The 24,704-nt window shown below is 39.6% G+C and carries 23 protein-coding genes and 3 pseudogenes; 9 read left to right on the forward strand and 17 right to left on the reverse strand.

The features are described 5' to 3' along the window. Window positions 1-43 precede the first annotated feature (43 nt). The 3 genes from QMA00_RS13240 to QMA00_RS13250 form a co-directional block, all read right to left on the reverse strand. Complete coding sequence (locus QMA00_RS13240; protein ID WP_076922561.1) at window positions 44-661, reverse strand: HAD family hydrolase; 618 nt, start codon at window positions 659-661, stop codon at window positions 44-46. Window positions 662-911: 250 nt separating this feature from the next. After that, entirely contained in the window at window positions 912-1,406 is a 495-nt protein-coding gene (locus tag QMA00_RS13245) for a DUF6702 family protein (RefSeq protein WP_033103224.1), read from the reverse strand. Window positions 1,407-1,408: 2 nt separating this feature from the next. Next, the gene (locus tag QMA00_RS13250) at window positions 1,409-3,853 is read right to left on the reverse strand and encodes a M1 family metallopeptidase (RefSeq protein ID WP_076922560.1); all 2,445 of its coding nucleotides are present in this window, start codon (window positions 3,851-3,853) and stop codon (window positions 1,409-1,411) included. A 424-nt stretch (window positions 3,854-4,277) separates the two neighbouring features. Here QMA00_RS13250 and QMA00_RS13255 point away from each other — a divergent pair, with 424 nt between their 5' ends. The 4 genes from QMA00_RS13255 to QMA00_RS13270 all read left to right on the forward strand — a co-directional run bounded on the left by QMA00_RS13255 (window position 4,278) and on the right by QMA00_RS13270 (window position 10,141). Beyond that, the gene (locus QMA00_RS13255; protein WP_013462818.1) at window positions 4,278-4,514 is read left to right on the forward strand and encodes a hypothetical protein; all 237 of its coding nucleotides are present in this window, start codon (window positions 4,278-4,280) and stop codon (window positions 4,512-4,514) included. Between the two features lie 66 nt (window positions 4,515-4,580). Continuing rightward, the gene (locus QMA00_RS13260; RefSeq protein ID WP_076922559.1) at window positions 4,581-5,828 is read left to right on the forward strand and encodes an exonuclease SbcCD subunit D C-terminal domain-containing protein; all 1,248 of its coding nucleotides are present in this window, start codon (window positions 4,581-4,583) and stop codon (window positions 5,826-5,828) included. Continuing rightward, the gene (locus QMA00_RS13265; protein ID WP_076922558.1) at window positions 5,825-9,475 is read left to right on the forward strand and encodes an AAA family ATPase; all 3,651 of its coding nucleotides are present in this window, start codon (window positions 5,825-5,827) and stop codon (window positions 9,473-9,475) included. Before QMA00_RS13260 ends, QMA00_RS13265 begins: the two co-directional genes overlap by 4 nt. 9 nt (window positions 9,476-9,484) lie before the next feature. Then, a complete protein-coding gene (locus QMA00_RS13270) occupies window positions 9,485-10,141 on the forward strand; it encodes a class I SAM-dependent methyltransferase (RefSeq protein WP_076922557.1) in 657 nt (218 codons plus the stop codon). Window positions 10,142-10,243: 102 nt separating this feature from the next. On the opposite strand, the gene QMA00_RS13275 is transcribed toward QMA00_RS13270, so the two are convergent. Together QMA00_RS13275 and QMA00_RS13280 are read right to left on the reverse strand one after the other, a co-directional pair. Beyond that, window positions 10,244-10,453 carry a cold-shock protein gene (locus QMA00_RS13275; protein WP_011329603.1) on the reverse strand — a complete coding sequence of 70 codons (210 nt, stop codon included), beginning with the start codon at window positions 10,451-10,453 and terminating at the stop codon, window positions 10,244-10,246. Between the two features lie 276 nt (window positions 10,454-10,729). Further along, window positions 10,730-11,182 (reverse strand): Lrp/AsnC family transcriptional regulator, encoded by a 453-nt coding sequence (locus tag QMA00_RS13280; protein ID WP_013462814.1) that lies wholly within the window; start codon window positions 11,180-11,182, stop codon window positions 10,730-10,732. 114 nt (window positions 11,183-11,296) lie between these two features. On the opposite strand from QMA00_RS13280, the gene QMA00_RS13285 reads away from it, so the two are divergent. Then, window positions 11,297-11,941 (forward strand): LysE family translocator, encoded by a 645-nt coding sequence (locus QMA00_RS13285; protein ID WP_076922556.1) that lies wholly within the window; start codon window positions 11,297-11,299, stop codon window positions 11,939-11,941. A gap of 14 nt (window positions 11,942-11,955) precedes the next feature. On the opposite strand, the gene QMA00_RS13290 is transcribed toward QMA00_RS13285, so the two are convergent. Together QMA00_RS13290 and QMA00_RS13295 are read right to left on the reverse strand one after the other, a co-directional pair. Then, a complete protein-coding gene (locus tag QMA00_RS13290) occupies window positions 11,956-12,492 on the reverse strand; it encodes a hypothetical protein (protein ID WP_076922555.1) in 537 nt (178 codons plus the stop codon). 1 nt (window position 12,493) lies between these two features. Further along, window positions 12,494-12,949 (reverse strand): YaiI/YqxD family protein, encoded by a 456-nt coding sequence (locus QMA00_RS13295; protein WP_028834651.1) that lies wholly within the window; start codon window positions 12,947-12,949, stop codon window positions 12,494-12,496. 68 nt (window positions 12,950-13,017) lie between these two features. On the opposite strand from QMA00_RS13295, the gene QMA00_RS13300 reads away from it, so the two are divergent. Then, complete coding sequence (locus QMA00_RS13300) at window positions 13,018-13,551, forward strand: lipocalin family protein (RefSeq protein ID WP_016899982.1); 534 nt, start codon at window positions 13,018-13,020, stop codon at window positions 13,549-13,551. A gap of 208 nt (window positions 13,552-13,759) precedes the next feature. On the opposite strand, the gene QMA00_RS13305 is transcribed toward QMA00_RS13300, so the two are convergent. The 4 genes from QMA00_RS13305 to QMA00_RS13320 form a co-directional block, all read right to left on the reverse strand. Beyond that, window positions 13,760-14,101 carry a DUF3325 domain-containing protein gene (locus QMA00_RS13305; RefSeq protein WP_013462810.1) on the reverse strand — a complete coding sequence of 114 codons (342 nt, stop codon included), beginning with the start codon at window positions 14,099-14,101 and terminating at the stop codon, window positions 13,760-13,762. Further along, window positions 14,098-15,687: a PepSY-associated TM helix domain-containing protein gene (locus tag QMA00_RS13310; RefSeq protein WP_290157596.1), complete on the reverse strand. Its 1,590-nt coding sequence runs from the start codon at window positions 15,685-15,687 to the stop codon at window positions 14,098-14,100. The genes QMA00_RS13305 and QMA00_RS13310 overlap by 4 nt, the downstream gene beginning before the upstream one ends. Beyond that, a complete protein-coding gene (locus QMA00_RS13315; RefSeq protein ID WP_262976778.1) occupies window positions 15,684-16,028 on the reverse strand; it encodes a hypothetical protein in 345 nt (114 codons plus the stop codon). The genes QMA00_RS13310 and QMA00_RS13315 overlap by 4 nt, the downstream gene beginning before the upstream one ends. An 888-nt stretch (window positions 16,029-16,916) precedes the next feature. Continuing rightward, a complete protein-coding gene (locus QMA00_RS13320; RefSeq protein ID WP_076922552.1) occupies window positions 16,917-17,486 on the reverse strand; it encodes a short-chain dehydrogenase in 570 nt (189 codons plus the stop codon). A gap of 172 nt (window positions 17,487-17,658) precedes the next feature. Here QMA00_RS13320 and arfB point away from each other — a divergent pair, with 172 nt between their 5' ends. After that, entirely contained in the window at window positions 17,659-18,072 is a 414-nt protein-coding gene (gene arfB, locus QMA00_RS13325) for an alternative ribosome rescue aminoacyl-tRNA hydrolase ArfB (RefSeq protein ID WP_028834645.1), read from the forward strand. Between the two features lie 58 nt (window positions 18,073-18,130). Here arfB and QMA00_RS13330 read toward each other — a convergent pair whose 3' ends face one another. The 6 genes and pseudogenes from QMA00_RS13330 to QMA00_RS13360 form a co-directional block, all read right to left on the reverse strand. Next, the gene (locus QMA00_RS13330) at window positions 18,131-19,180 is read right to left on the reverse strand and encodes a DUF2955 domain-containing protein (protein ID WP_290157599.1); all 1,050 of its coding nucleotides are present in this window, start codon (window positions 19,178-19,180) and stop codon (window positions 18,131-18,133) included. 11 nt (window positions 19,181-19,191) lie between these two features. Further along, complete coding sequence (locus QMA00_RS13335) at window positions 19,192-20,256, reverse strand: HlyD family secretion protein (RefSeq protein ID WP_290157601.1); 1,065 nt, start codon at window positions 20,254-20,256, stop codon at window positions 19,192-19,194. Window positions 20,257-20,258: 2 nt separating this feature from the next. Beyond that, the gene (locus QMA00_RS13340; RefSeq protein ID WP_262977357.1) at window positions 20,259-20,735 is read right to left on the reverse strand and encodes a MarR family transcriptional regulator; all 477 of its coding nucleotides are present in this window, start codon (window positions 20,733-20,735) and stop codon (window positions 20,259-20,261) included. Window positions 20,736-20,826: 91 nt separating this feature from the next. Next, window positions 20,827-21,538 (reverse strand): annotated as a pseudogene (locus tag QMA00_RS18965) (glutamine amidotransferase). 71 nt (window positions 21,539-21,609) lie between these two features. Next, a pseudogene (locus QMA00_RS13355) lies at window positions 21,610-22,506 on the reverse strand (fused MFS/spermidine synthase). After that, complete coding sequence (locus QMA00_RS13360; protein ID WP_024602440.1) at window positions 22,499-23,119, reverse strand: fused MFS/spermidine synthase; 621 nt, start codon at window positions 23,117-23,119, stop codon at window positions 22,499-22,501. The pseudogene QMA00_RS13355 and the gene QMA00_RS13360 overlap by 8 nt, the downstream one beginning before the upstream one ends. A 160-nt stretch (window positions 23,120-23,279) precedes the next feature. Between QMA00_RS13360 and QMA00_RS13365 the strand changes: the two are divergent. Both QMA00_RS13365 and QMA00_RS13370 read left to right on the forward strand, forming a co-directional pair. Next, window positions 23,280-23,813, forward strand: a pseudogene (locus tag QMA00_RS13365) (TonB-dependent receptor plug domain-containing protein); the annotation flags it as partial. Window positions 23,814-24,043: 230 nt separating this feature from the next. Further along, a complete protein-coding gene (locus QMA00_RS13370) occupies window positions 24,044-24,652 on the forward strand; it encodes a hypothetical protein (RefSeq protein ID WP_138561057.1) in 609 nt (202 codons plus the stop codon). The last annotated feature ends 52 nt before the right edge of the window (window positions 24,653-24,704 follow it).

The following is a 24,704-nucleotide window of genomic DNA, read 5'->3' on the forward strand; positions in this document are numbered from 1 at the left end:
GCCTAAATACCAAACAGACTGCTGCAAATTCAACCTTGAAAGGTCAACAGACCCTCACTTTTTCAGCGTAATTGTCAATTAATGACACCAACTCATCAAACGCATGAATAACAAAATCGGCTTGTTCGGCATATCCGGGGGTTACATCAGGTGCATACAAACAGGCACGCATATTGGCATTGTGCGCCGCTTGTATGTCGTATAAATAATCACCAACATAAATCACATTATCAACCGGCATTTCCCATTGAGTTGCAACCGTTAATAAAGCGCTCGGATCGGGTTTTGCTGGTGCGTCTGTTCGGGTGAGTACTGTTTCTATTGGTAGCGGGTTATTCTGTAACTTTAATGTCGCCGCCTTATCAAAATTACGTGTAACAATGGCCATAGGTATGTTTTTAGCTTGTAGCGCTTTAACAGCCTCTACAACGCCAGGTAGAAGCTTAGCCGATTGTGCATCTAATAACTCATGCTGATGCACTATATTCATTGCTTCTTCACGCATATAGGGGGAAGGCAATTGTTCTATGTAATCGAGTAAGTCTTGCTCTGCAGGGCAACCTACTTGGGCTTTTATCAATGAAAAGTTTAATTCTGAAGATACTAAAGTTCCGTCTAAATCAAAAATAACACCTTTGATTGCCTCAATTTGCGTTTTCATTTCATTCCTTGCGCTAAATAATTAGCTCAGTATGCTAGGTTTGGCTTAGGTTAGCTAAACCTTTAATAAAAAGTATATCAATAAACATATAAAAACAGCTCAGTCCATTGAAATTTAATTATAGCTCACTTGATAACGTAATAGTTTGGGTTTGTATAACTGGTATAGTAAAGACTTTACGATGCAATTAATTAACTCGATCAGCTATAAAGGAAAGTGCGCACCCTCTAAAGGTGCGCAATAATAGTGGTTATTTCGGCTCAAATTTCGCTTCAAGCCAGGTATCGTCTTGGCTAAAGTTTAAGGTTTTGATCTGTCCTCGCCCTTCAACGTTCACCATATTCACTTGTGCAGGCCACAAATCACGCAGTGCACCATGACTCATTCTAATGCCCTCAATCTCATCGGGAATAGCAGCTTCTTGGTACACCCAAAAAAACTTACCATCCACTTGTGCACCTACATAATTAAGGGTGAGGGGCTCACCGCTCAAGGTTTGTAAGGCAACATGAGATTCAACATACTTGGCAAAGCGTTTTTGGTCACGCTTGTTACTCATAATATCCACTTTGCCTTGAAACAAGTTACCAACAGCATGCTCTGTGTCATGTAAATAAAAACGATGCATCAATTCAATATTGTGCGTACGCTGATTAAATAACACCGTTGTAACGGATGATTTTAATTGATGCGCCATACTTGGCGCAGCAATTAAAAAACAAACAATAATAAGCAAAAAACGCATTATTATTGATCCTCGTCGTTATTTTTTTCGTCTTTTGGCTCGTCTTTTTTCAGCTCTGTTTTGATATCTTGCATAATATCGCGGCTTACTTTTGCCTTACTCTTTTCACGTTTATACACTTCAATACGCGAAGGAATAATACGACGTGGGTAGTGGTTATTTTCTACATCAACATCTGCTGTTTCCCAGCCTGGATCAACCGTTACTGAGGTAAGCGGTTTGTTTTTGTCGGTAATAATCAGCTTTTGTACGTTTTTGTGATTACGACGCCAAATTTCTGCTGGAATATAACGTTCCTCTTTAGTGCCATCTTCATACGTTAGCTCTAAAAGAATTGGCATCACTAAGCCACCGAGGTTTGAAAATTCCATCACGTAGTAGTTTTTGTCTTCTTCTAGCGCGCGATCAAGTGTTTTACGCTCCCACGGCTTTAAGCCTTCTAAAAACTTATTGTACGTATTACGCTCTTTGTTTGTAACGGTAAAACGATCGTTTTCGTCATAAAAGTCTGTCACATCTGGATTTTGTTCAACCCACGTTTTTTTACCTTCAGCGCGATTACGCTCAACAAATAATGAGCTTGGCTTATTCGCTTCAATATCACGTAAACGTTTAAAGTCGATATCTGGATTTTTGGTGTCTAAACGTAATTGATATACTTTATCAAGCGAGATATCGACATGGTCTGTGGTGTAGAACCAACCACGCCAGAACCAATCTAAATCAACACCTGAGGCTTCTTCCATAGTACGGAAAAAATCAGCCGGAGTAGGGCGCTTATATTTCCAGCGCTGAGCATATTCTTTAAACGCAAAATCAAATAATTCACGCCCTAAAATTACTTCACGTAAAATATTTAATGCCGCAGCTGGTTTAGTATAGGCGTTAGGGCCTAAACGAAGCACACTGTCTGATTGCGTCATGATAGGCACTTGAGTCTCTGACTTCATGTAAGCAACAATGTCACGTGGTTCAACACCCCATGGAATGGTTGGATCCCATTCACGCCCAGCAACACCGTCTAAAAAGCTATTTAAACCTTCATCCATCCAAGTCCATTGGCGCTCATCTGAGTTTACAATCATTGGAAAGTAGATATGACCCACTTCATGAATAACAACACCAATTAAAAAACGCTTTTCTGCTTGAGAGTAAGTGCGTGTACCATCGTCTTGTAAATCTGTACGTGGGCCATTAAAAGTGATCATTGGGTATTCCATACCCCCTACAGGGCCATTAACTGACTGCGCAGTTGGATATGGGTAATCAAATGAATACTGTGAATACACTTCCATCGTGTGTACAACCGCTTCAGTTGAGTATTTCTTCCATAAGTCGCCACCTTCTTTAGGGAAGAACGACATCGCCATAACGAGTGGTTGTTCATCACCACCTTGCTGGTAACCTTTAGCATCCCACATAAATTTACGTGATGATGCCCAAGCAAAGTCACGAACATTTTCTGCTTTAAAATGCCATGTTTTTGTTTTGTCTGTACCGGCTTTTTCGTTTTCGAGCGCTTCTTCTTCGGTAACAACAAACACAGGGCGTTTTGCTGTTTCAGCTTCTTTTAAACGCTTGCGCTGAGTGCTGGTCAATACCGAGCTTGGGTTATCAAGCTTACCAGTTGCCGATACAATATGATCCGCAGGAACCGTAATTTCAACATCGTAGTCACCAAACTCTAAAGTGAACTCACCACTGCCTAAAAACGGTTTGTTTGTCCATGCTTCGTAATCGGTGTAAGCCGCTAAGCGAGGAAACCACTGTGCAACTAAGAAAATATCGTTACCGTCTTCTTCAAAATGCTCGTAACCTGCACGTGCGCCTACCGCGTCTTCTTCAACGAGGTTAAACGCAAAGTCCATACTAAACTCAACATCTTTACCTGGTTTAAGTGGCGTATTTAAATCAATGCGCATTAAGGTATCAACCACAGTCACGCGCAGCGCTTTACCATCTTCATCTTTAACATTGCTAATGGTGTAACCCAGTTCATTGTCGTTCATAAACTGTTGACGACGTAAATCACCTAAGCTTAACTTAGCTGGTTTTGCATCTGGTTCGTTTTGTAAGGTACTTTTAAATGTTTGTGTGGTTTCTGCAATTGAGTCATTTTTAAAAATATTTTGATCAAGCTGAAGCCATAGATACTTTAATGTATGTGGAGAGTTATTTTTATATTCAATTGTTTGACTCCCCGTTAAACGACGTTTTTGCTCATCGAGTGTTACATCAATATCGTAGTCAACGCGTTGCTGCCAATAATTTTCAGCAGGGGCACCTGCTGCACTGCGGTAAACATTAGGAGTAGGCAAGGCTTCGTCTAGTTGACGAAACTTATCAACATAGCTGCCTTTAGTTTGCTCAACAGATGAGGCAAGCACAGTGCTTGCCATTGCCAAAGGCATTATAAACGCACTGAGTGTAAATAAATTTTTCTTCATTGTTAATCCTGATCGATTTTAGTAACGCTACTGTGACAAATTTACAGCTTAGCTTCAATAAAATAGCGATAAAACCCTGCTTTTATAGGGTGATATTCCCCACCTTTTTATAAATACAATAAATAGCGTTTTACACAACAAAAAAGAACGGACATTTCGTCAGAAATTGAATAAAAAAAGGCCATTAATACGCTAAACAAAACTGTAAAGGGGGTTTACAAAACACACTGGCTATCACTAAAAGTAGAGATAAAACAAAAAAACACAGCTATTTTCATTAAAAAAGCTAAATAACGCAGTTTTAGGTTGATCTTTACTATGGTTTGTAATTAGAATCGCCCACTTTTTTAATTTGAGAGCATTTTTTTAGCGTTTCTCTCAAATATTTTTTGTTCTAACTAATCGTATTAAGTGTGGTGAGTTTATGGATTTTTATGTCCTAAAAAAGCAGCAAAAACTAATTGCAATACCAGCAGACGTGCAAAATTGTAAGCAGTATATAAACTCGGGTTATCTGTATATTGATAAAGTCGCTGCTTGTAATGAAACTAATGCACTGCAAGTATTACAAGCTAAAAAAGCCAAAGCATTAAAGTGGCCTTTAACAATCGCGCTCGCTGCTTTGCCCGTTATTTTTATAGCTTGGTATACTTTAACCTAAAGCGATACTTGCATCTTTAATTGCCTTGGGTATATTGGCGCTCTTATGGTTTTTTAAGAGCGCAAAATGAAAGTTCTTCACACTTCAGACTGGCACCTAGGTCAGCAATTTTATGAACATGATCGCCGTCATGAACATCATGCTTTTTTCTCTTGGTTATTAACCACCCTCGTTAGCCAACAAATCGATTTATTGCTTGTTGCAGGCGACATTTATCATACCGCCACCCCCAGTGCTAGCGCCGAAAACCAACTCTATCAATTTATAAAAAACGCCAAAGCCCAGTGCCCACAATTACACGTTGTTATTATTGCGGGTAATCATGACTCCGCTAATCGTATTTTGGCTGCACAGCCCTTATTAGCCCAGTTTGATACTCATGTGGTAGGGCGGTTTGATCCTGCTAAACCCAGTGACGTTGTAATAACGATTAATAACGATGATAAACGCGCTGTGGTACTCGCTATGCCTTTTTTACGCACCAGTGACATAAGCACGCTTAGCCAAACCGAAGATGGCCCTAGTTACGCACAGGGCGTTGCAAAAGCCTATGAACTTGCTCTTGAACATGCGCTAACACTTAACGCTGAAAATACGCCTTTAATTGTTATGGGTCATTTGCATGCAAAAGGCGGTAATATTTCCGGTGACTCTGAACGTAATTTGGTCATTGGCGGTGAAGAAGCTATTTCAGCGTTGGTATTTGGTAAGCAAGCCAATTACGTCGCACTAGGGCACTTACATAAAGCCCAACTAGTGGCTAAAAATGAGTACATTCGCTATAGCGGCACGCCTATTCCAATGTCGTTTTCAGAGAGAAAGTATACCCATCAAGTAAATCTGGTTGAATTTAGCGCGCAAAAAAACCAACCGTTAAACACCACTGTAAACCCCCTTTACATTCCGCGTTTAGCAGAAGTCATTGTTCTTCCTGAAGGAGAGTGTGTGCCTTTAGCGCAGCTGTGTGAGCAAATAAAAGCACTCGATACAGAGCAATACGACATGGCTCCCTACTTACGAGTAAAACTTAAATCAAGTGATATCGATACCACCTTTCGAGAACAAATTGAGCAAGCACTTAAAGGAAAGCAGGTTAATTTTTGTGGCATAGAGCGAGTTCGTGACCAGCAAGTGAGTAATTCCTCAGAAACGGTATTTGAAGATTTAAGCTTTGTTGAAATGCTCAACCCAATTAGCTTACTCGAACAAGCATTTAATAATGATAAAGATATGGCCGCAGCGACCGTGCCCAATGAATTAAAAGCACTGTTAACCGACGTAATTGAAGAACTTGAACAGGAGCAACTGCTATGAAAATAACGGCTGTTCGTATTCATAATTTAGCCTCCATTGCCGATGCCGAAATCGACTTTTTAGCCTCGCCACTCAAAGACGCAGGCCTCTTTGCCATTACAGGTGACACCGGCGCAGGTAAAAGCACCGTACTCGATGCTATCTGCCTAGCGCTTTATACAAAAACTGCGCGTTTGAAAGGCGATAAAGGTAACCTAATAGATTTTAATGGCGATAACATTAAGCTTAACGATGCCCGCAATTTATTGCGCCGTGGCAAATGGGAAGGGTACGCCGAAGTAGATTTTAGTGGCCAAGACCAACAACTTTACAGAGCACGTTATAGTATTCAACGTACACATAAAAAAGTAACCGGCAAACTTAAAGTGGCCGAACATACTTTACATAGCCTACCCGATGAAACCTTAATTGCTGACAAAAGTGGCACCTTAAAAGCCATAGAAAATAAAATAGGTTTAACCTTTGAGCAGTTCTCGCGTGCGGTGTTACTAGCACAACATGAGTTTGCCGCCTTTTTAAAAGCCACTGGCGATGAGCGCGCGCAGCTTTTAGAGTGCCTGACTGGCACCGATAAATTTAGTCGAATAGGGCAGCGTATATTTGAGCGCAACAAAGCTATTAAAGATAAATTTGAATTACTAACGGCAAGTTTAGCCAGTTATACGTTATTGTCTGACGATGAGCTGAGTGAAAAACAACAAACGCTGGCTGATTTAAAACAACAAATTGAACACACTAAAACAACTTTAGCAACGACAGAGCAAGGTGTTAATTGGTATAAGCAAGCACATAGCTTAGAGCTGACATTAAAAAATGCTCAGCAAAACGAGCAACAAGCACATGCTGCACTCAATGGTGTTAAAGCGCAAACTGAGCAAGCAAAACAAGCGCAAAGTGCGCTTGAAATTAAAGATAACCGCCAGCGCTGTGAAAGCTTAACAGCGCAAAATAGCCAGTTAAATACACAAATAAAACAATTAAACGAGCTTGATCACAACGCGCTGATCACCGAGCAAGCCAGTAACGTTAAAAAACAGCAAAACGAATTAGATACAGCAAAAAAACAAAAGCTAACGGCAGAGCCTCTGATTGCAAAAGCGCGAGAGCTCGACAGCCAATTAGCAATATATAACCAAACGATAAAAAGTCTGACTCAACAAAGCACCAAAGAGCAGCAACAATTAAGTGATTTACAACAGCAGCTACAACAAAACAAAATAAGTGCAGAGCAAGCCACAACTCAAATCACAGGGCATCAGCACTGGTTGAACGAGCAGAGTCAATTAAAGCCATTGGCAACTGATTGGAACTATTTTCATCATAGTTTTAAGCAGTTTTTTAATACTCAGATACAACTAAAAACAACCCAGCAGCAAGCTCAGGCTCACGCAGAGCAACAAACAATACTCACAGCAAAACTTAGCGAGCAAAATAAACAACTCGAACAAGCAGAGCAAACGCTTACAACGCAGCAGCAAAGCCTAAATAAGCTAAACCAGCAGCACGCTCAATTTAACATTGAACAATGCGACATTAAGCTTAAAAACATTGATTATTTAAAAGATCAGCGCACACGCTATAAGCAGTTTAACCAAGAATTAAAACACACGGTGCAACAGCAACGTGATGTGGCAGAAAAGCTCAGCCACAGTGAACACACTAAAACTACGCTGCTTACGCATTTAACCAGCAAAGAGCAGGCACTTAAACACGCAGAGCAAGCGCTTAATCAAGCGAGGCTTCGCGCCAGTGAGCATGTTGAGCATTTACGCGCACAACTGGTTCCAAATGAGTCTTGTGTCGTTTGTGGGGCTACAGAGCACCCGTTCGCGAGCAATCAAAGCCAACCTTTTACAAACTTAATAACCGACTTTGAAAATGCATATAATAGCAAAAAACAGCAACACCAAGATGCTCAAGCACAGCTTCATCAACACCAAACACAACACGCTGTTTTGGTGGCAGAGCATGCTCAGTACAGCCAAGCCATTAGTGATGCACAAGCCAAAATGCTGGAAATTAAAAATACCATGCAAGCGGCTAAAACCGAGCTTAATGAGTTAACAGTTGAGCAGCTTGATGAAACTTATAAGCAATTAAGTGAACAAAAAACACAGTATTTTTCGGCGCAAAAACAGCTTAGTAATTTGCAAGAAACTGTTAACCAGCTGCAAAGCACAGTTAAAAAAGAACAAGCGACACAGCAACAATTAAACACACAGCATGTTGAGCTGAGCAATCAGCAATCTCAGCTTAATAACAAATGCGATGAACTAGCAACTCAAAACGAAGCGATTATAAAAGAGCTCAATTTACATTTTGAACACAGTGATTTTTGGCACGCATTGCAAGCAGGATCGTTAACGCTTAGCGATTTAGCTCAGCAGGTAGAACAATATCAGCAAATCCAAGCACAGCTTGAACAAAGTCAAAAACAATGCGACAGCGCCAATGTACAGTTACAACAACTAACACCGCTTATAACCAAAGCAGAGCAGCAAATTAGCACGCTCAATGAAGAATTAACTAAATCACAGCAACAACACAATAATACGCAGCAACAGCGCTTAGCCTTATTTGATAACCAAACTATTAGCGCCGATGACTACCAAGCTAAACTGTCAGCACAGCTAGAGCACTGCCAAAGCCAATTAAGTGCCAGCCAACAAGCACACGACAGTGCCGTAAAACAGCGCGATGAACACGCTATCACGCTTAAAAACCTTGAGCATCGTCTGGCAGATAACCACCAAGAGTTAGTGATGCTTGAAACGCGTTACAGCGACTGGTTTAAAGAATTTAACATCCTTCATGGCGATATCAGTCATGAGCAAGTCACATTTTTACTAACTATCAGCAACGACGATATTAAAATTCAGTTAAAACAAGGCGAGCAACTATCGCAAGCAGTCGTTGATGCCAGTGCCGCGTTAAAGCAACAGCAACAAGCTAATGAACAGCACCAACAAAATAATCAGCCAACGCAAAGCGAAGCACAGCTAATTGAGCAACAAAACCACTTAAATACCCAGCAAACACAATTGCAAAATAGCTTACTCACCATCAACACCGCGATTGAGCAGCACAACCAAAATGCAAAAGCGCTTGAGGGCAAACAAGCTGAACTAAGCCAACTCAAGCAACAGGTTGACCAATGGCATTTACTTAATAAAGTGCTCGGTGATGCCACAGGTAAAACAATGCGTAATTTAGCGCAAACACAAACACTCAAAATATTGCTGCATTATGCTAATAGCCATTTAAAAACCCTTAACAAGCGCTATGAGCTCACTGCAATTGCTGAGTCACTTGATATAGCCATTATCGACCGCGATATGGCCGATGAGCAACGCTCGGTCAATACGCTATCTGGCGGTGAATCGTTTTTAGTGTCGTTGGCATTAGCACTTGGACTTGCCTCACTATCTTCGAACAAAGTGCAAATTAACTCGTTATTTGTTGACGAGGGCTTTGGAACACTAGATAGTGAAACACTCAGTATTGCCATGGACGCGCTAGATTCATTGCAAGCGCAAGGTAGAAAGGTCGGTGTAATTTCACATGTAAGTGAAATGAGCGAACGCGTTGCTACACAAATTCATGTCGCTAAAAAACCGGGTGGATACTCCACCATAAACGTAATTTAAGGAGACAGCATGCCCACTTTCACAGGCGAAGAAGCACAAGAATATGATAACCGCATTACCCGTTTAGTCCCAGGCTATGAGCTACTTCATCAACTAACCAATGCACAGCTGCAAACCACATTAAGCGACGATGCACACATTTTAGTGATTGGTGCCGGCACAGGTAAGGAAGTATTAGCATTAGCAAAAATGAATCCTAAATGGCAGTTTACTGCCCAAGACACCTCTAGTGATATGCTCGACATTGCAAAACAACGCTTTGCAGAGCAAGGTATTGATAGCCGTGTCACTATTGAATGTAGCCCAGTTGATAAAATAAAAGCGAAAGCAGACGCCGTATTATGTTTACTAGTGATGCATTTTGTAGAAGATAACGGCGACAAAAAACAAATTCTTAAAAGCATTAAAGCTAACCTTAAAAAAGGAGCGAATCTTTACATTGCTGATTTAATGCGCCCAGAAACAACATTTGAGCGTGAGTCACAATTAAACACCTGTGCTCAATTAGGCTTAACTGAAGCTGGCAAAACTCAAATGGGGCATAACCTCGAAAGAGAGTTTTACCCCCTAGATCGTATGCGCTTTAGTGAACTACTGAATGAATGTGGATTTGGTATTCCAAAGCTTTATTTTAAAGCACTTGGCTTTAGCGGTTACGTTGTATAAATTTTTGTCAAAAAAAAAGCTAATATCATAATGATATTAGCTTTATTGCTTAACACTAGTTTAAGCGGAGTGAGTGCGCTTTAAAGCCCACTCCCTCTATAATTAGATGCAAACGATGTTTTCAGCTTGCGGGCCTTTTTGACCTTGAGTAACAGTAAACTGTACACGTTGGCCTTCAGCTAATGTTTTGAAACCGTCGCCAGAGATAGCACTGAAATGTGCGAAAACGTCTGCGCCAGATTCTTGCTCAATAAAACCAAAACCTTTTGCTTCATTGAAAAATTTTACTGTACCAGTAGTTGTATTAGACATAATAATATCCTAAAAAAATAATAAAAAATTTGCCTTAAAATAGGCGTTTAACAGGAAGAAAACAAACATTTAACTTGAGGATATCGCGAAGGATTATTACTAATAACAACGAGGTACTTACAAATAAACAGGGCTTTCTATCAACCCGATGGTAAGCACAATAACAGCAATACACTTTATAACAAGCTTTATTTACACTTTATTTTTACCTATTTAGGCAAAGGCTTTGCAGCGTCATCGCCTTAACTTTTTAAAGTTCGTGTAAAACATAACCTGTTAAAAGTGCAAGTTACGCGCTCTTACAATATCTTTCATCACAATGGTTGAAGTTAAACGTTGCACACCCGGTAAGGCTGATAGCTTGTCATCGTAGAGTTGCTGAAACGCGGCTAAATCTTTAGTTACAACATGTAACAGGTAATCAGGGGTGCCAAATAAGCGTTGTGCATTGGTGATCTGAGGGATAGCATCGACTGCTTGCTCTAATTTGCTTAATGACGCTTTATCACCTTCTTTAATAGTAATAAATACTAACGCAGAAAAGTTTAAACCCACTTTTTCAGGTGATATTTCAGTTCTGTAGCCAACAATTGCTTTGCTTTTCTCAAGCTCTTTTACACGACGATGACAAGGTGACACGCTTAGCCCAACACGATCAGCCAATTCAGAAAGGGTGAGCCTGCCATCAACTTGCAACTCAGCAAGAATTTTCCTATCTATGGTATCCATAGTTGATTATTTCCTAAAATGAACGCTTATGTCAGTAAAATACAGTAACTTTTACTCATCAGAAAGAAATAAAATAGCAGTTCACTTATTTTGGGTTTTAGCGCATGGATACGTATGGATATTAATATTATTTTTTCTTTTTGGCTGGTATCAATCTTGTTTGTACTTACCCCCGGTGCCGATTGGGCTTATACAATCAGTGCAGGTATAGTGGGTGATAAAATCATTCCTGCAGTAGCGGGGTTAATACTTGGGCATTTAATGGCCAGTTTAATAGTGGTAGTAGGTTTAGGCGCGTTATTAGCGTCGCATGCCATGTTTATAAAGCTGTTAACCTTATTTGGTGCTTTGTACATAATTTGGATTGCCGTATCACTGTACCGATTTCCTCCAATGCCTGCAGCCTATAACGATGGCCAAGAACACACCTCAGACACGCCTCTAAAGTGGATGAGAAAGGGCTTTATAATTAGTGGCTTGAATCCCAAAGTGATACTGTTATTTTTAGCCTTATTGCCGCAGTTTGTTTTACCAACACTGTCATTTTCTATTACTGAACAATTGCTGGTACTTAGCATTATTCATTTAGTTGGCTGTGCGCTGGTATATTGGTTAATAGGGGTAAGTGCCAGAAAAATCCTCAGCAATAATCCGGCGCTCTCACTAAAATTTGGCCGTGCATCGGCCTGCATCCTATTTATTTTGGGATCGCTCATGCTAGTTGATAGCGCTAACACACTGAGCGTAACACTTACCTAAAAAACGAAAGTGGCTTAGATTATTCGCAACTGAGCCACTAATTCACTCAAACGGGCAATTTTAATATTACTCAGCTGCCTATAATCAAAATAGGGGCATACAATAATATTCTGGCTTTTATCTATAGCAAACTCATCATCAAGCCAATCAAGTTGGGCGTTTAACTTACCTTCTTGTATCAAGTTTTTAGCGTGAGTTCGCCCAGCAATAATGTGCAATTGATTTTTATGCTCAGTAAGCACCGGCGCATTAAAGAGTAATGCAGTACCGTTATGCTTTTGTAACAACAGCTCATCGCGATATGCTTGCCAACTCACGGCTTGTTTAGCAAAAGCGTAATATTCGCTTGGCAGGGCAAATAACACTTTGGCGTATACATTAAAAACTTTTCGCCAGCCATTGCCACAGTGCTGGTTTATGCTATTAATTTGCCCACTAACTGCAGGCTCTAGCTGCGCAAGTGTTTCAAAGTAAGGCATAGGGGGCGCTTTTGCTACATACACAGCAACACTGAATGAATTATCACCTAACCCTATTAACTGGCTGCTCACCTTAATTGCTCTTATTTTGCGCTAAAATACGATCAAGATTGTTAGCAAAATTTTGTCTGTCACTTTGGCTTAATGGAGGTGGCCCACCACTCATTTCTACGCCACTTGAGCGCATAGTATCCATAAAATCGCGTACATTTAGTAATGAACGAATGTTTTCAGTGGTGTAAAGCTCACCGCGCGGATTAAGCGCTTGGCCGCCATTATCAATCACTTCACTTGCCAGTGGAATATCTCCTGTGATCACTAAGTCGCCTTTTTCAATCCGCTTTACTATTTCATCATCAGCCACATCAAAGCCCGATGACACTTGTAGTCGGCTAATAAATTTTGACGGTGGGATGCGCATGGCATGATTTGCAACCAGTATTGTTTCTGTTTGCGTACGCTCTGCAGCTCTAAATAAAATTTCTTTTATTACCACCGGACAAGCGTCAGCATCAACCCAAATTTTCATGCTAAGTTCTTTAAATTGCTTTAGTATTAAGGCGATCCTATAGCAATTTCTAAAGAAAAGGAAACAACATGAAACTCGCTTTTAAAACCGCATTATTTATTACCACCGTGTTTTTACTCAGTGCCTGTACCAGCGCACCCGAAGGAATAACCCCTGTTAAAAACTTTGATTTAGAGAAATACCAAGGCAAGTGGTATGAAATAGCACGATTAGACCACTCTTTTGAACAAGGAATGGAGCAAGTAACAGCCACTTATTCAATTAACGATGATGGAACGGTAAAGGTATTAAACAAAGGGTTTATTAGTAAAGAACAAAAATGGGACGAAGCTGAAGGCTTAGCTAAATTTGTAGAAAACGCAGATACAGGGCATTTTAAAGTGTCATTTTTTGGCCCGTTTTATGGTGCCTATATTATTTTTGAGCTCGACCAACCTGATTATCAATATGCGTTTATTACCAGTTATAGCAAAGATTACTTATGGTTTTTATCGCGAACACCTACAGTGAGTAAAGAGCTCAAGCAGCACTTTTTAAGCCAAGTAAAAGCGCTTGGTTTTGCAACAGATGAGATTATTTGGGTAAATCAAAAATCGCTGTAAAGGGGGTTTACACGCCCCGCCTAGGTTGTAATAAAACGTTCACCTTACTGTAAGGTAAACTAAATAAAGAGGGGCTATATTAGCCCCACTTGCAAAGAGACAGGCAAGTACAAGACATAATGACAATCCCCCTTTTTTATTGGCAAGCTTTCGCTTGCCATTTTTTTACCTCAATTTAGCCTATTCTTTGGGATCAGGTTTTTACTAACTAAAGCCCATTTAAACCAAAAAATAACGTACTCGTGGCTAATATCAATAATACAAGCAAGTTAAAAAGCTTAGTTAAATTGACTAAAAAACTATAAAAAATCATTATAATTAAAGCACTTAACGACATAAACCCGCAAAACTGTAGAGCGCCATAGCCGTGTAATTCGCTAACGCAAAGCAGCAAACTTAGTAAAATACTGATCCAAGCAACACTCAATAAAATTAAACGCTGCTGATCAGTCGGGCGCTTGTTAAAAACATCCTTAAAATGATTAAACTTAGCCAGTGCAAAGCAGTTAAAAGCCACCAAACATAAACTAAAAGGGAGCAATGCAATCATACTTTTTGCTCCTGAGTGTTTATCGGACTAGATTTTTTAGCTTGCAGTGCAGTACGTAATTTTTCGGTTTGTAACAAAAACAGCAAACCAAACAGTAAAAAGAGACTATCAAACATAAATAAAGCCCACTGTTCATTACGTAAATAACTGATTATATTCCCTTGTGTTGTTAGCGCATTAACCACTGGCACACTAAAACAAGCAATGCTGTTTATGGCAGCCATAACACACCACTGCAACTTGTCACGCTTTACAAAAGCGATAATAAGTACACACAGCCAAGTTAAAAAGAAGGCAAGTATCTCTTTATCCGCGCGCTCCATTGCGCGTGTACTGATTAATCGGTTTGCTAAAAAGAACGCAGACGTTGCCAAGGGTAACCCCATTAAAGTTCCTAAATTAAGCGCTTCGACGAGTTTTAAACCCCATGATGGCTGAGCATTTTTTTTCATTCGCTCCCGAATGCGCTTTGCCCACATAATACAGCCCGTGGCTATCATTATGCAGCCAGCAATGCCGCCTAAAAAGTATAAAACACGTAATAATGGCTCTGCTAAACGCCCAGTGTGCATTGAATTTAGTGACTCATACAGCGCCTTACTGCCAGTGAGTTCATCATCAGTTTGAGCAACAAGCTCACCACTCGCTCCACTAAATATCAAACGCGGTGCTTGATCCCTTAATGTTTTTCCAGGACTGACCAAAACCATAATAATCGCAGCGGCCTTATTCGGCTTATTTATAATCACCCGAGTTATATCAGCCTCTGGCCACTTAGTATAAACCTGATCCAAAACAGTATTGATAGGCACTAACGGCGCAGTGCCTTGCAACGACTCTGTTGCAGGACTACTCGGCGAAACATCATTAAAAAAGCCTCGTATTCCATCCTCATAAACGGTTTGCGCGGGGTAGGGGAAAATCATAAATATCAGGGTAATAATGCCCGTATAAGTAATCATTAAATGAAACGGTAAGGCAAATACCGAACTTAAATTATGCACATCTAACCAGCTACGGCTGCCTTTATTAGCTCTAAAAACAAACATATCTTTAAAAATACGTTTGTGAATAACGACGCCAGATATCAACGCAATGAGCATAAATAAACTAGCAAAGCAGACAATCCAACGCGCCGTTTTTACATCAATATAATGCAAATCAAAATGCAGTCGATAAAAGAAATTACCCCCTCGGGTATCTACAAAGGGTGCTAAAGGCTGCATAGTATTTGGATTTAAACGGGTATTTTCAAACTGCGCTCTGCGCTGTCCAGGCTCTTTTGGTTTTGCATAACCATACGTTAAATAAGGTATACGCTCCTCAGGAAGCGTTATACGCCAATTAGGCGCATTAGGTGCTTGCGCATTTAAATACTCAACACCCGACACGATTTGTTGCTTTTGCGCGCCAATACGATCTGCCTGCTGCTCAATATTATGGACACTTGGCTGATTCCATAAGCTCACTTCATCTCTAAAAAAGCTAATAGTGCCTGCAAAAAATATTAAATACAGTAACCAACACACGAGCAAACCCACCCATGTATGTAACCACGTCATTGAACGAAAAAAACTCCCTTTCATAACCATCCCTTCAATAGCGACAACACGACAAGTTGCGCTGCAATACTTAGTAAAATACTGATCCAAACAGTTTTTAATGAATGAATATAAAAGCTATAAATAAACACTAGGGCATAAATTAAAATACTCGCAGACACACTAAGCAAAACCGCGTCAACTTTAGGCACAGGCACTACTATACTTAATAGCGCCACACTAACGGCTGTAAAAAAATACCCGCCAACAATGGCAATAAAAAAACGCGATAAAACCGCTAATTCATAGCTAAAGCGTTGCATAAATTGCCATAACATAGAAAAAACGGGTTTGGGAAAGTCTAAAAGACGGTTAGAGGCCTGCATAAACTGCAAATTCCTTTTAAACATAGCTAAAAAAAGATGGCGATATTATAACGCCAACAAATACAAAAGATAGTAGTTCTTATTTGCATTTGAATAAAATAGGCTCTTTTAATACTGTTAGTTAAATAGTGATCTGAAATAAGGCACCTGAACAAACAGTTATAACCGCTGCAAACGGCTATATAGCGATGTTTTAGTTCCATTATTTGCTATTAACACACGTGCCCTTTGGGATTACTACTATTTTAGCTTTATAACACTTAAGCCTAACCACCTAATTTATAATAACTTTATTTAAAAACACCGAAAGGATCACGATTTTACTAACTACTTTTCAAAATCGTTAAAATAAACCGATTTTTTACTAACTCAACCGTGTACAAATTAAAAAAGGCTAATAAACAAACAAAAATAAGCTAGCTGAAAGCAAATATACCGTCATTTACTACTTAAGTTGATAAATGGCTGATCCGTATAAAACAACAACTAGTGAGTAACAACTAACTTAATACCAATTGTGTTAAGTTACTGACCATTTATAGCGACAGATAAATGGAGTGATAACAAGGCGTAAATTTTGACATGTGGTTGTTCTACTTGAAAAAATTATAACGCAGTTAGCGCTTTATTTAGCTCGCTAGAATGGTTAAATATTTAAGTCGATTGGTATAACTTCAGCGTCAAACAAAACGTAGCCTTAGCGTTAGTAAAATTAAGGTTTATTTATTACTTTTTATTTTTTAGCGTTAGCGAAATAACGCCTTAATCATAGCCGTAAAGGGGGTTTACAGCATTAAAACTGAGGCCATTGTTTAAACTTAAAATACATGAGACTGGGAAAGTAAGTATAAAAAAGGTGATCAATGCCACCTCTATAAACAATAACTTTTACAACATTGAAAACAGCTTTTTAAGTTGTGGCATGTATTCGCTCACAAGTGCTAGGTTATTTTCACTGACTACAGGCTCTGCCGATTGGGCTGCGCTTGATGCATTGCCAAACGACCCCATTAATGAACTAACACCTTTGTCTTTACTGCTTTGCATACTTTGTAAGCCACCCATTAATTTATTGGCGGTTTCTTTATGTTCATCTGATAAACCTGATTTCAGGTTTTCAATGTAAGCCATTGAAACTTCTGATCCTACAGCAATTAATTGTTCAGGCGTAAAACCATATTGGCTAGTTACGTTGGCAAAGCTTTTATATAAGTCTTGCTGTTTGATCATGCTAAGTGCGCTGTTGGCTAACGAGCTTTGCTCAGTGACCGTTTGATCTGCCGATGCGCCCAGCATACTCGCTAAATCTAAGCTTTCTAACGACGCTTGATTGCTTGCCCAACTTGTCACCGCAGGTAATGCCTTAATATAGCTTTGTAATTGACCTTCGTTAATGTCTTGTGCAAAGCTTGAGAAGCTCATCGCTAACAAGCCGATTGATAACAGTAATTTTTTCATTAAGCATTTCCTAATAGTAAAGTAGCGTTAATTAAAAACTAATTAACGGCTATTGCCAATACAAAGCGTAAATTTATAAATTATCATTAACTCAGTTGTGAGTTTAAGTTGATTCACCACAACGCAATGTACTGATGATATAATACATTTTTTGCAAAAAGAGCGGGGCACTATGTTAACTATTTCAAATACCGTAACCATAGATGAATGGGAAGTAGAGCTCAGCGCTATTCGCTCACAAGGTGCAGGCGGGCAAAATGTTAATAAAGTAGCCAGTGCTATACATTTACGCTTTGATATTAATCGCTCTAAATTACCTGACTTTTATAAAGAACGATTACTTGCTTTAAAAGATTCAAGGATCACCAAAGAAGGGGTATTGGTTATTAAAGCGCAAAGCCATCGCACCCAAGAGCTCAACAGGGAAGATGCATTAAAACGGCTAAAAGATTTAATTTTAAGCGCGACTAAAGTTAATAAAGCACGTCGTGCTACCAAACCTAGCCGTAACTCACAGCGTAAACGCATGGACAAAAAAACCAAACACGGCCAAACCAAAGCCCTCCGCGGTAATATTAAGCTATAACTTTAGTAACCTGTACTGTGGTTAAGTATATAAAAAGGCTGCGGATGCAGCCTTTAATTTAATCATAAGTATGATGGCGGGTGACGCTAAATCGGTTGAGGATTCGATGCACTACATACACTGCACTTAAGCTTACTGTTACTGCAACAGCCACCGAGCTAAATCGATACATAGCGCTGTATATTAAATCTTGCCCTGGGCCTAACGACTGACCAAATAAAATGCCAAACGTGGTTAATACCCCAAACCCAACACCCGGTGGACCACCGCCTAAAATATGAAAACGACTGAATATAAAAGACAAAATCCATAATATAGCCACCGGAAAAAGCAAAACGTCGGTATGGTTATACAAAAACAACTGCGCAACTAAAGCAGCATTACAGCCTATCAGTGTACCAATAATACGTTGCCAACTTGCGGTGCCCGCTGCCTTAAAACACAACGAAAACAAAATTAAAATAGACGCCGCTTGCGCCGAAATTGAATCTTGTAAATCAAGCACCTGAAAAACCACAAACGACAAAGTCGCAACGCTAGTGCATAACAACACCTCGTGACGAATACTTTCTTTATCCTTGTGTGGCACAGCGCGCATGGGTCGCGCTGTCACATCAGGAAACAAGCCATGCATCAAGAGCGCAATAATAATAGTAATAAAAATAGCCATACCATTACTTAAAATAAGCGGGTAAATGCTACTAGCTTGATCAACATGGCTGGCAAAGTGCAACTGAATCGATAAACTCACCGCACCTAACGCACCAAATAAAAACGCACCACCAGAGCTCATTAAGTAAAACAATATACAAAAGCTGGCAAAAATAATGAGCGTCATTAACACCGGCAAGTGTGAAAATAAGCCCTGTAAAATAAGCACTATAAACGCACTGTAGGCAGCACTGGCAACAAATTGACGGATCACGCCTTTGTTAATACTTGGCACTAAACCGAGTAATAACATAGGGTAAACTGTAAAAAATATTCCATTGGGCCAATTCATTAACTTGCACAAAGTAAAACCAATAGTGCAGCCGCCAGCAATCCGTAGCGCTTGGCGTAAACCATTTGAATCGAGTTGTGGCGCTTGGCTAACATGTTGTGTCATTACTCGCCCCACTAATAAATGTAATGTAACCAACTAATAAAGCGGATCTGTACTGATCCCAACCATTGGCCTATAGCTGATTGTGGAAGTAACTGCACAGTGGCACGCGCACCACTGGGCATATTATTTATAAGCTGAGTGTTATTTGGCAGCACTAAATGAATACGTTGACGCTGAGCGTCACGAACCCAGCGGTTGCTGGTTTCGGTGGTGCTAAGTAATCCATTCGCACTAAGTTGCCCGTCACTGACACCGGCCTCAAAAGTTTCAATTTTAGCGTCGAATACTTCACCTGGTCGGCTGTCAAACACTACTTTTGCTAAACTGCCTGGCTGCATATTTAATAGTGACTTTTCACGAAAATCAGCCACTAAATCTGCTTTTCTTGCCACAATAGCTAGTAATGGCTTACCCGCAACAGCATAGGAACCCTCAAGTAACTGTAAATTAGCTACAACGCCATCACTTAAAGCCCGCACTTGCGTATAAGATAAATTAAGCTCAGCTTGTGCTAACTGATTGGCCGCATGGCGCAGCGCTAAATTATTTTGCCCCGAGTCGCCTCGCGCCAAAACAGCTTCAGCAAGCTGTGCTTCAAAGGCGGCTAAATTTGATTGGCTTGCTGCAAAATTTGCACGAATGCTTTCAAGCTCTTGTTCCGAAATAGAGTTTTGTTTATAAAGCGTTTCGCCACGCTTTTTTAATAGCTGCTGCTCATGCAATTTAGCGTTAGCTGCACTTATTTGTGCCTCAAGCGCTTTTACATTGGTATCAAGGCGTTTATTTTGTAGTTTGGCATCGTCAAGGGCAAGCTGTGCTTGCTCAAGTGCTAGTTGGTAAGTATTTTTATCTATCTCAAATAATACATCACCCGCTTTAACCGCTTGGTTATTACTGACCAATACATCGGTAACACGGCCATTTATTTGCGGTGATATTTGCACAACCGGATGATAAACCCGTGCTTGTGGCGTAACCGGCAACCACACATCGGCAACAATATAATAAAAAAAGACAACAATAAAACCAACAAGCGAAACTTTAACGTAGCGGGCAAATTTTTGATCAGGTGTCATACTTATTTATCTCCAGATAAGCTTGCAATACAACGCCGCGCGTTTTCTTCCATTTGCACTAAACTGTGCGCCATACCATCAAGTTGCTCAGTACTTAAACCGGCATATAAACGCTGTTTAATATCGCTTGTTAGCTCTTTTAAATGTTCTAATAACTTTATACCCTCATCGGTAAAGTACAATTTTTTACTGCGTTTATCGTGTTCATCAACTTGTCGAATAACCAGATTTTGCTGCTCTAATTGCTTAATGGTGCGCGTTAATGAGGGCATTTCAATACCTAAACTGGTCGCCAACGCTTGCTGTGTTGCCCCTAAAGGTAAATGATGTAAGTGGATCATTACCGTCCAGCGCGACTGAGTTAAACCTAAGGGTTCAACCGCCAGTGTCACCGCTTCTCGACATAAGCGGTGCACTCGGCCCATATTGCCGCATAAGGTTAAATCGAGTGTTTCATGAAAAGGAATAGTGCTACTCATAGGAACTCTTACTTGTGAATATCCAGCAAATTTTAGCATTAGTTAGCAGGCTAAGTAAATATTTGGTATTTTAACTTCACGTAAATAAGTATTATTTTGATAAATAGTGCGCAGCAAGCTTTTCTAAGAAAGTGTAAAGCTTATTGTTCATTTCACTATAGTCATGACTTAAGAGCTTTTCGGGCTGTTCAACAAAGCGGTAATTATGGGCATTGGTTAAATCACCGTTGGCAATGAGGAGGGTAACCACCTCGGTGGTCAATTCCATGTAGCATTGAAAACCAAAGACTAAATCGCTATAAGCGACTATTTGCCTTGGACAACCTTCGCTATTGGCAATAATACTGGCTGTAGTAGTCAGACTGGCATATCGTTATGCCAATGCCCCACATTAAGCTCACTGCCAAAATGGCTAAATAACGGATGATTCAAACCTGCATCAGTGAGGGTAATCGCAAACTTACTAATTTCCTTTTCTGGACTAGGTTGATAAGCCGCGCCTAACGCTTCACCAATTAATTGCGACCCCAAACAAACGCCCAACTCTATTTTGTTTGCCGTGATCATGCTGGCAATAAAGGCTTGTTCTTTTTTGCTATCAAAATAGGCGCATTCTGCAAGCTATATAGCGGGCGATTGTGGCCCACCCATTACAATTAAAAAGTCTATATCATCAGCATGTTGTGGTAAGTGTTCAGCTAAATAAATACGGTTTAAGACAGCGTATGACCATTCATTTTAGCCCAAGCTTCATAAGCGCCTGGCGCTTCAAAATGTTCATGAATAATAAAGTGAATGTGCATTATCGCTTCCTTAAAATATTATCTTTTTAATAAGTAATGGCCACCGGATATAAGTGACCATGTAATAGCAATCAAAAATTAAGTAAATTAGCTGGAGAGTATTGATCTGTCAGCACCTTAGTATCACTTGGCCAATCTTTACCATTTTTAGTGAAAAACATACGCTGGCTAATTGCCTTTATATCTACGTCATAAGGAGCAAGTAACGGAGCTAGCTGCGTCAACCGCTGTGCTATTTGTTGCTCTGTAGGGATATTGCTATAACCAGCCAAAATAATACGATTACTGTTATTATTGGCTGTTACATTAATAAAATCGCCAAATACCGCATGATAGGTTGCCGACTCATGTTCATAGAGTTTACTTGATGAAAACGTGTTAGCAGCAACAATTCCGCCTTCGGCTAATACGCTTTTTATCTCTTCAAAAAACTCTTTTGTGAGTAAGTGCTCAGGAATGTAGTCGCCATTAAACGCATCCAAAATAATCCAATCAAATTGCTGTTTTTTAAGCGCCGCACGTTTAATAAAAATACGCCCATCTTGCACTTTAGCAGTTACGTTATCGGTTTCTATAAAGTTAAAATAATCGCGCGCCACTTTAATTACCGCAGGGTCTATTTCAACATTTTCAATGTGTGCCTTTGGGTATAGCTCATGGATCATATTAGAAAGCGTACCGCCACCTAAACCAATAATGAGCACTTTTTTAGGGTTATCAATCAGTAACAAACTAGAAAAAGCCAGCTTAGTGTAGTTAAACACGAGTTTTTTAGGGTCGCTAATGTACATGCAACTTTGGCTGCTTTATCGGGTTTTTTCATCAAACTTTAAACAGCGTAAATCGCCAGTTTCTTCAACAAGTAGATTTCGATACAAGGAGCGCTCTTTATGCACAACATTAGCTGCACTGTATGATGAAAACAGTAGCGCCGTAATACAAACAAACAGGGATTTAAACTTAAGCATAAACGGCCTCTCGTACTTTAAGTTTGTCAAAGGTAATAGCAATTAGCCCAAGCGTGCCTAATACACCAGCAAAACCTAAAATAATCGCGTTAACATCAAACGCCAATACCATATAAAAAGAGGTTATAATGGTGCCCAGTGCGCTGCCTAAGGTACTTACAAAATAAAGCCCGCCAGCCACTTGGCCGCTGCGCTCACTATTTGTGACCAGTAAACGTACGGAGTAGGGCGAGATCATGCCTAAAATAATGGTGGGTATAAAAAATAACGCGGTTGAGGCGAGTAACGAGCCATAGCGACTGTCTTCAATATGCGAAAAAATAAATGCCATAATTGGCTCAGCAAACAAAGCAATGGGTAGTACCATAATACTGGCAACTAAAAAGATTAACCCATATTTGGTCAACGAAGGATGACGAATAGACAGCTTACCCCCCAGTAAATACCCAAATGATAAGCTAAGCATAAATACAGTAATAATACTGCCCCAGATATGTACACTACTGCCAAAGTAAGGCGCTAAAATGCGCCCACCTAATAGCTCTATTCCCATAATACTAAAGCCACTACTAAAGGCTAAAAAGTAAATTAATGCATTTGTTTTTGTTAACATTATATTGTTCTTATTGTGTTATTTTTACCCATCTTAACGTGATAGCTGCATAGTCGCTAGTGTAAAAATTAGACGCATACATAGAGCGCAAAAAACATTTTGTTATAAAGTAACAAATGCTGTAATTTAAGTTATAACATAACATTACCAAAAGCATTTTATGAAGTACTTATTAATTTACTTAGCCTGCTTAAGTGCAAGCGCACAAAGCATTGCCCAAAGTCAACCAATAGAGAAAATTGCGGTTACATATAAACAAGCTTACCGAGGCGATATTCCTCAAAAGCAAATGCCACAATCAATCGAAACCCTCGATAACGCAGTACTTGATCAAAAAGGAATAACTCAATTACAAGATGCGCTGGATTTTTCTGCCAGTATTTCACGTAAAAATAACAGTGGCGCGTTATGGGATAGCTTTTCGATTCGTGGATTATCGGGTAACGAAAACATGCCATCGGGTTACTTAATTAATGGTTTTAGCGGTGGACGCGGATTCAGCGGCCCTCGTGATGTATCAAACATTGAGTACATTGAAGTATTAAAAGGTCTAGGCTCCGCACTTTATGGCCGCTCAGAGCCCGGCAGTACAGTTAATATCGTGACCAAAAAACCTCAATTTGAGCAACAGGGTGAGCTAAAACTTAGCTTAGGTAGTGATAATTTTAACCGCGTTGAAGGTGACTATACAACCAGCATTTTTAACGTCTAGTTATTTATAGTTTTTCATCCAAAGTGTCTTAATGTAGTGGTTAAGGCGCTTTTTTTGGATAATAAGTAGCTGCTTACCATCTTTAAAGATACTTTTACTCTTTTAGGTAGCTATCTTGTTTATAACATTTTAGGTACGCTGCATTTTAAATTATGTTATAAATATTACACTAAAAATACAGCGACTCCGGTTAGATTAAAGGACAAAAATCAATGGATAAAAGCAGCAATAATGTCTCGTTAATTATCTTTCTTATTACGGCATGTTTATTGTTACCCTTTCTGGAGAGTATGCATGGTGGAGCGCTTTGGGGTTTAAATTGGCACTCTCCAAGGCTTATGGATACATTAAGCCATAATTTACTTTATATAAAATTGGTGTTGGTAATTACAGGTTTAATATTACTGCTCGCCAAATCTGAAAAAATTAAAAGCATAATTAAAAATAAAATCGCTCAGTGGTTGTTCTTTATCATTCTTACATTAGTCGGTGTAATACAAATTCCTTTTTTGTGTTTAGGGATTTTATTCAATGGTTCTTCATTATCAACCCCTGATTATATTCATAAACAAAGCACGTTTACTGATCGTACTATTTATATTTACACCGCAGACCCTGGCGCGATGGGGAAAGCCTACCATTATGTGTATTTAAATTGCCCGCTAGCATTTGGCCGTTATGAGCTAAAACAAATTGCTAAACTCAATTGGATGCGCGAATACACTTTTTACATTGAAAAGAATAACCTAATAGTAATTAATAAAGATCCTGCTGGTTTAACGCATACTTTCGATATGAGTGACGTAACCTGTTCGAGCTAATACCTCCTTTTTATAATTAGCTTAGGTTTCTGGTGTTAAATACGCATGCCTT

Source organism: Pseudoalteromonas sp. APC 3694 (assembly GCF_030407565.1).
Lineage (GTDB): Bacteria > Pseudomonadota > Gammaproteobacteria > Enterobacterales > Alteromonadaceae > Pseudoalteromonas > Pseudoalteromonas tetraodonis.

Excerpts from the sequence above, each read along its gene's own strand:
- QMA00_RS13270 (WP_076922557.1), top strand. The coding sequence starts at position 9,485 with ATGCCCACTTTCACAGGCGAAGAAGCACAAGAATATGATAACCGCATT.
- QMA00_RS13320 (WP_076922552.1), bottom strand. The coding sequence starts at position 17,486 with ATGAAAAAATTACTGTTATCAATCGGCTTGTTAGCGATGAGCTTCTCA.
- QMA00_RS13315 (WP_262976778.1), bottom strand. The coding sequence starts at position 16,028 with ATGCAGGCCTCTAACCGTCTTTTAGACTTTCCCAAACCCGTTTTTTCT.
- arfB (WP_028834645.1), top strand. The coding sequence starts at position 17,659 with ATGTTAACTATTTCAAATACCGTAACCATAGATGAATGGGAAGTAGAG.
- QMA00_RS13340 (WP_262977357.1), bottom strand. The coding sequence starts at position 20,735 with ATGAGTAGCACTATTCCTTTTCATGAAACACTCGATTTAACCTTATGC.
- QMA00_RS13300 (WP_016899982.1), top strand. The coding sequence starts at position 13,018 with ATGAAACTCGCTTTTAAAACCGCATTATTTATTACCACCGTGTTTTTA.
- QMA00_RS13265 (WP_076922558.1), top strand. The coding sequence starts at position 5,825 with ATGAAAATAACGGCTGTTCGTATTCATAATTTAGCCTCCATTGCCGAT.
- QMA00_RS13275 (WP_011329603.1), bottom strand. The coding sequence starts at position 10,453 with ATGTCTAATACAACTACTGGTACAGTAAAATTTTTCAATGAAGCAAAA.
- QMA00_RS13250 (WP_076922560.1), bottom strand. The coding sequence starts at position 3,853 with ATGAAGAAAAATTTATTTACACTCAGTGCGTTTATAATGCCTTTGGCA.
- QMA00_RS13240 (WP_076922561.1), bottom strand. The coding sequence starts at position 661 with ATGAAAACGCAAATTGAGGCAATCAAAGGTGTTATTTTTGATTTAGAC.
- QMA00_RS13280 (WP_013462814.1), bottom strand. The coding sequence starts at position 11,182 with ATGGATACCATAGATAGGAAAATTCTTGCTGAGTTGCAAGTTGATGGC.
- QMA00_RS13245 (WP_033103224.1), bottom strand. The coding sequence starts at position 1,406 with ATGCGTTTTTTGCTTATTATTGTTTGTTTTTTAATTGCTGCGCCAAGT.
- QMA00_RS13310 (WP_290157596.1), bottom strand. The coding sequence starts at position 15,687 with ATGAAAGGGAGTTTTTTTCGTTCAATGACGTGGTTACATACATGGGTG.
- QMA00_RS13335 (WP_290157601.1), bottom strand. The coding sequence starts at position 20,256 with ATGACACCTGATCAAAAATTTGCCCGCTACGTTAAAGTTTCGCTTGTT.
- QMA00_RS13285 (WP_076922556.1), top strand. The coding sequence starts at position 11,297 with ATGGATATTAATATTATTTTTTCTTTTTGGCTGGTATCAATCTTGTTT.
- QMA00_RS13370 (WP_138561057.1), top strand. The coding sequence starts at position 24,044 with ATGGATAAAAGCAGCAATAATGTCTCGTTAATTATCTTTCTTATTACG.
- QMA00_RS13255 (WP_013462818.1), top strand. The coding sequence starts at position 4,278 with ATGGATTTTTATGTCCTAAAAAAGCAGCAAAAACTAATTGCAATACCA.
- QMA00_RS13305 (WP_013462810.1), bottom strand. The coding sequence starts at position 14,101 with ATGATTGCATTGCTCCCTTTTAGTTTATGTTTGGTGGCTTTTAACTGC.
- QMA00_RS13330 (WP_290157599.1), bottom strand. The coding sequence starts at position 19,180 with ATGACACAACATGTTAGCCAAGCGCCACAACTCGATTCAAATGGTTTA.
- QMA00_RS13360 (WP_024602440.1), bottom strand. The coding sequence starts at position 23,119 with ATGTTAACAAAAACAAATGCATTAATTTACTTTTTAGCCTTTAGTAGT.
- QMA00_RS13295 (WP_028834651.1), bottom strand. The coding sequence starts at position 12,949 with ATGAAAATTTGGGTTGATGCTGACGCTTGTCCGGTGGTAATAAAAGAA.
- QMA00_RS13260 (WP_076922559.1), top strand. The coding sequence starts at position 4,581 with ATGAAAGTTCTTCACACTTCAGACTGGCACCTAGGTCAGCAATTTTAT.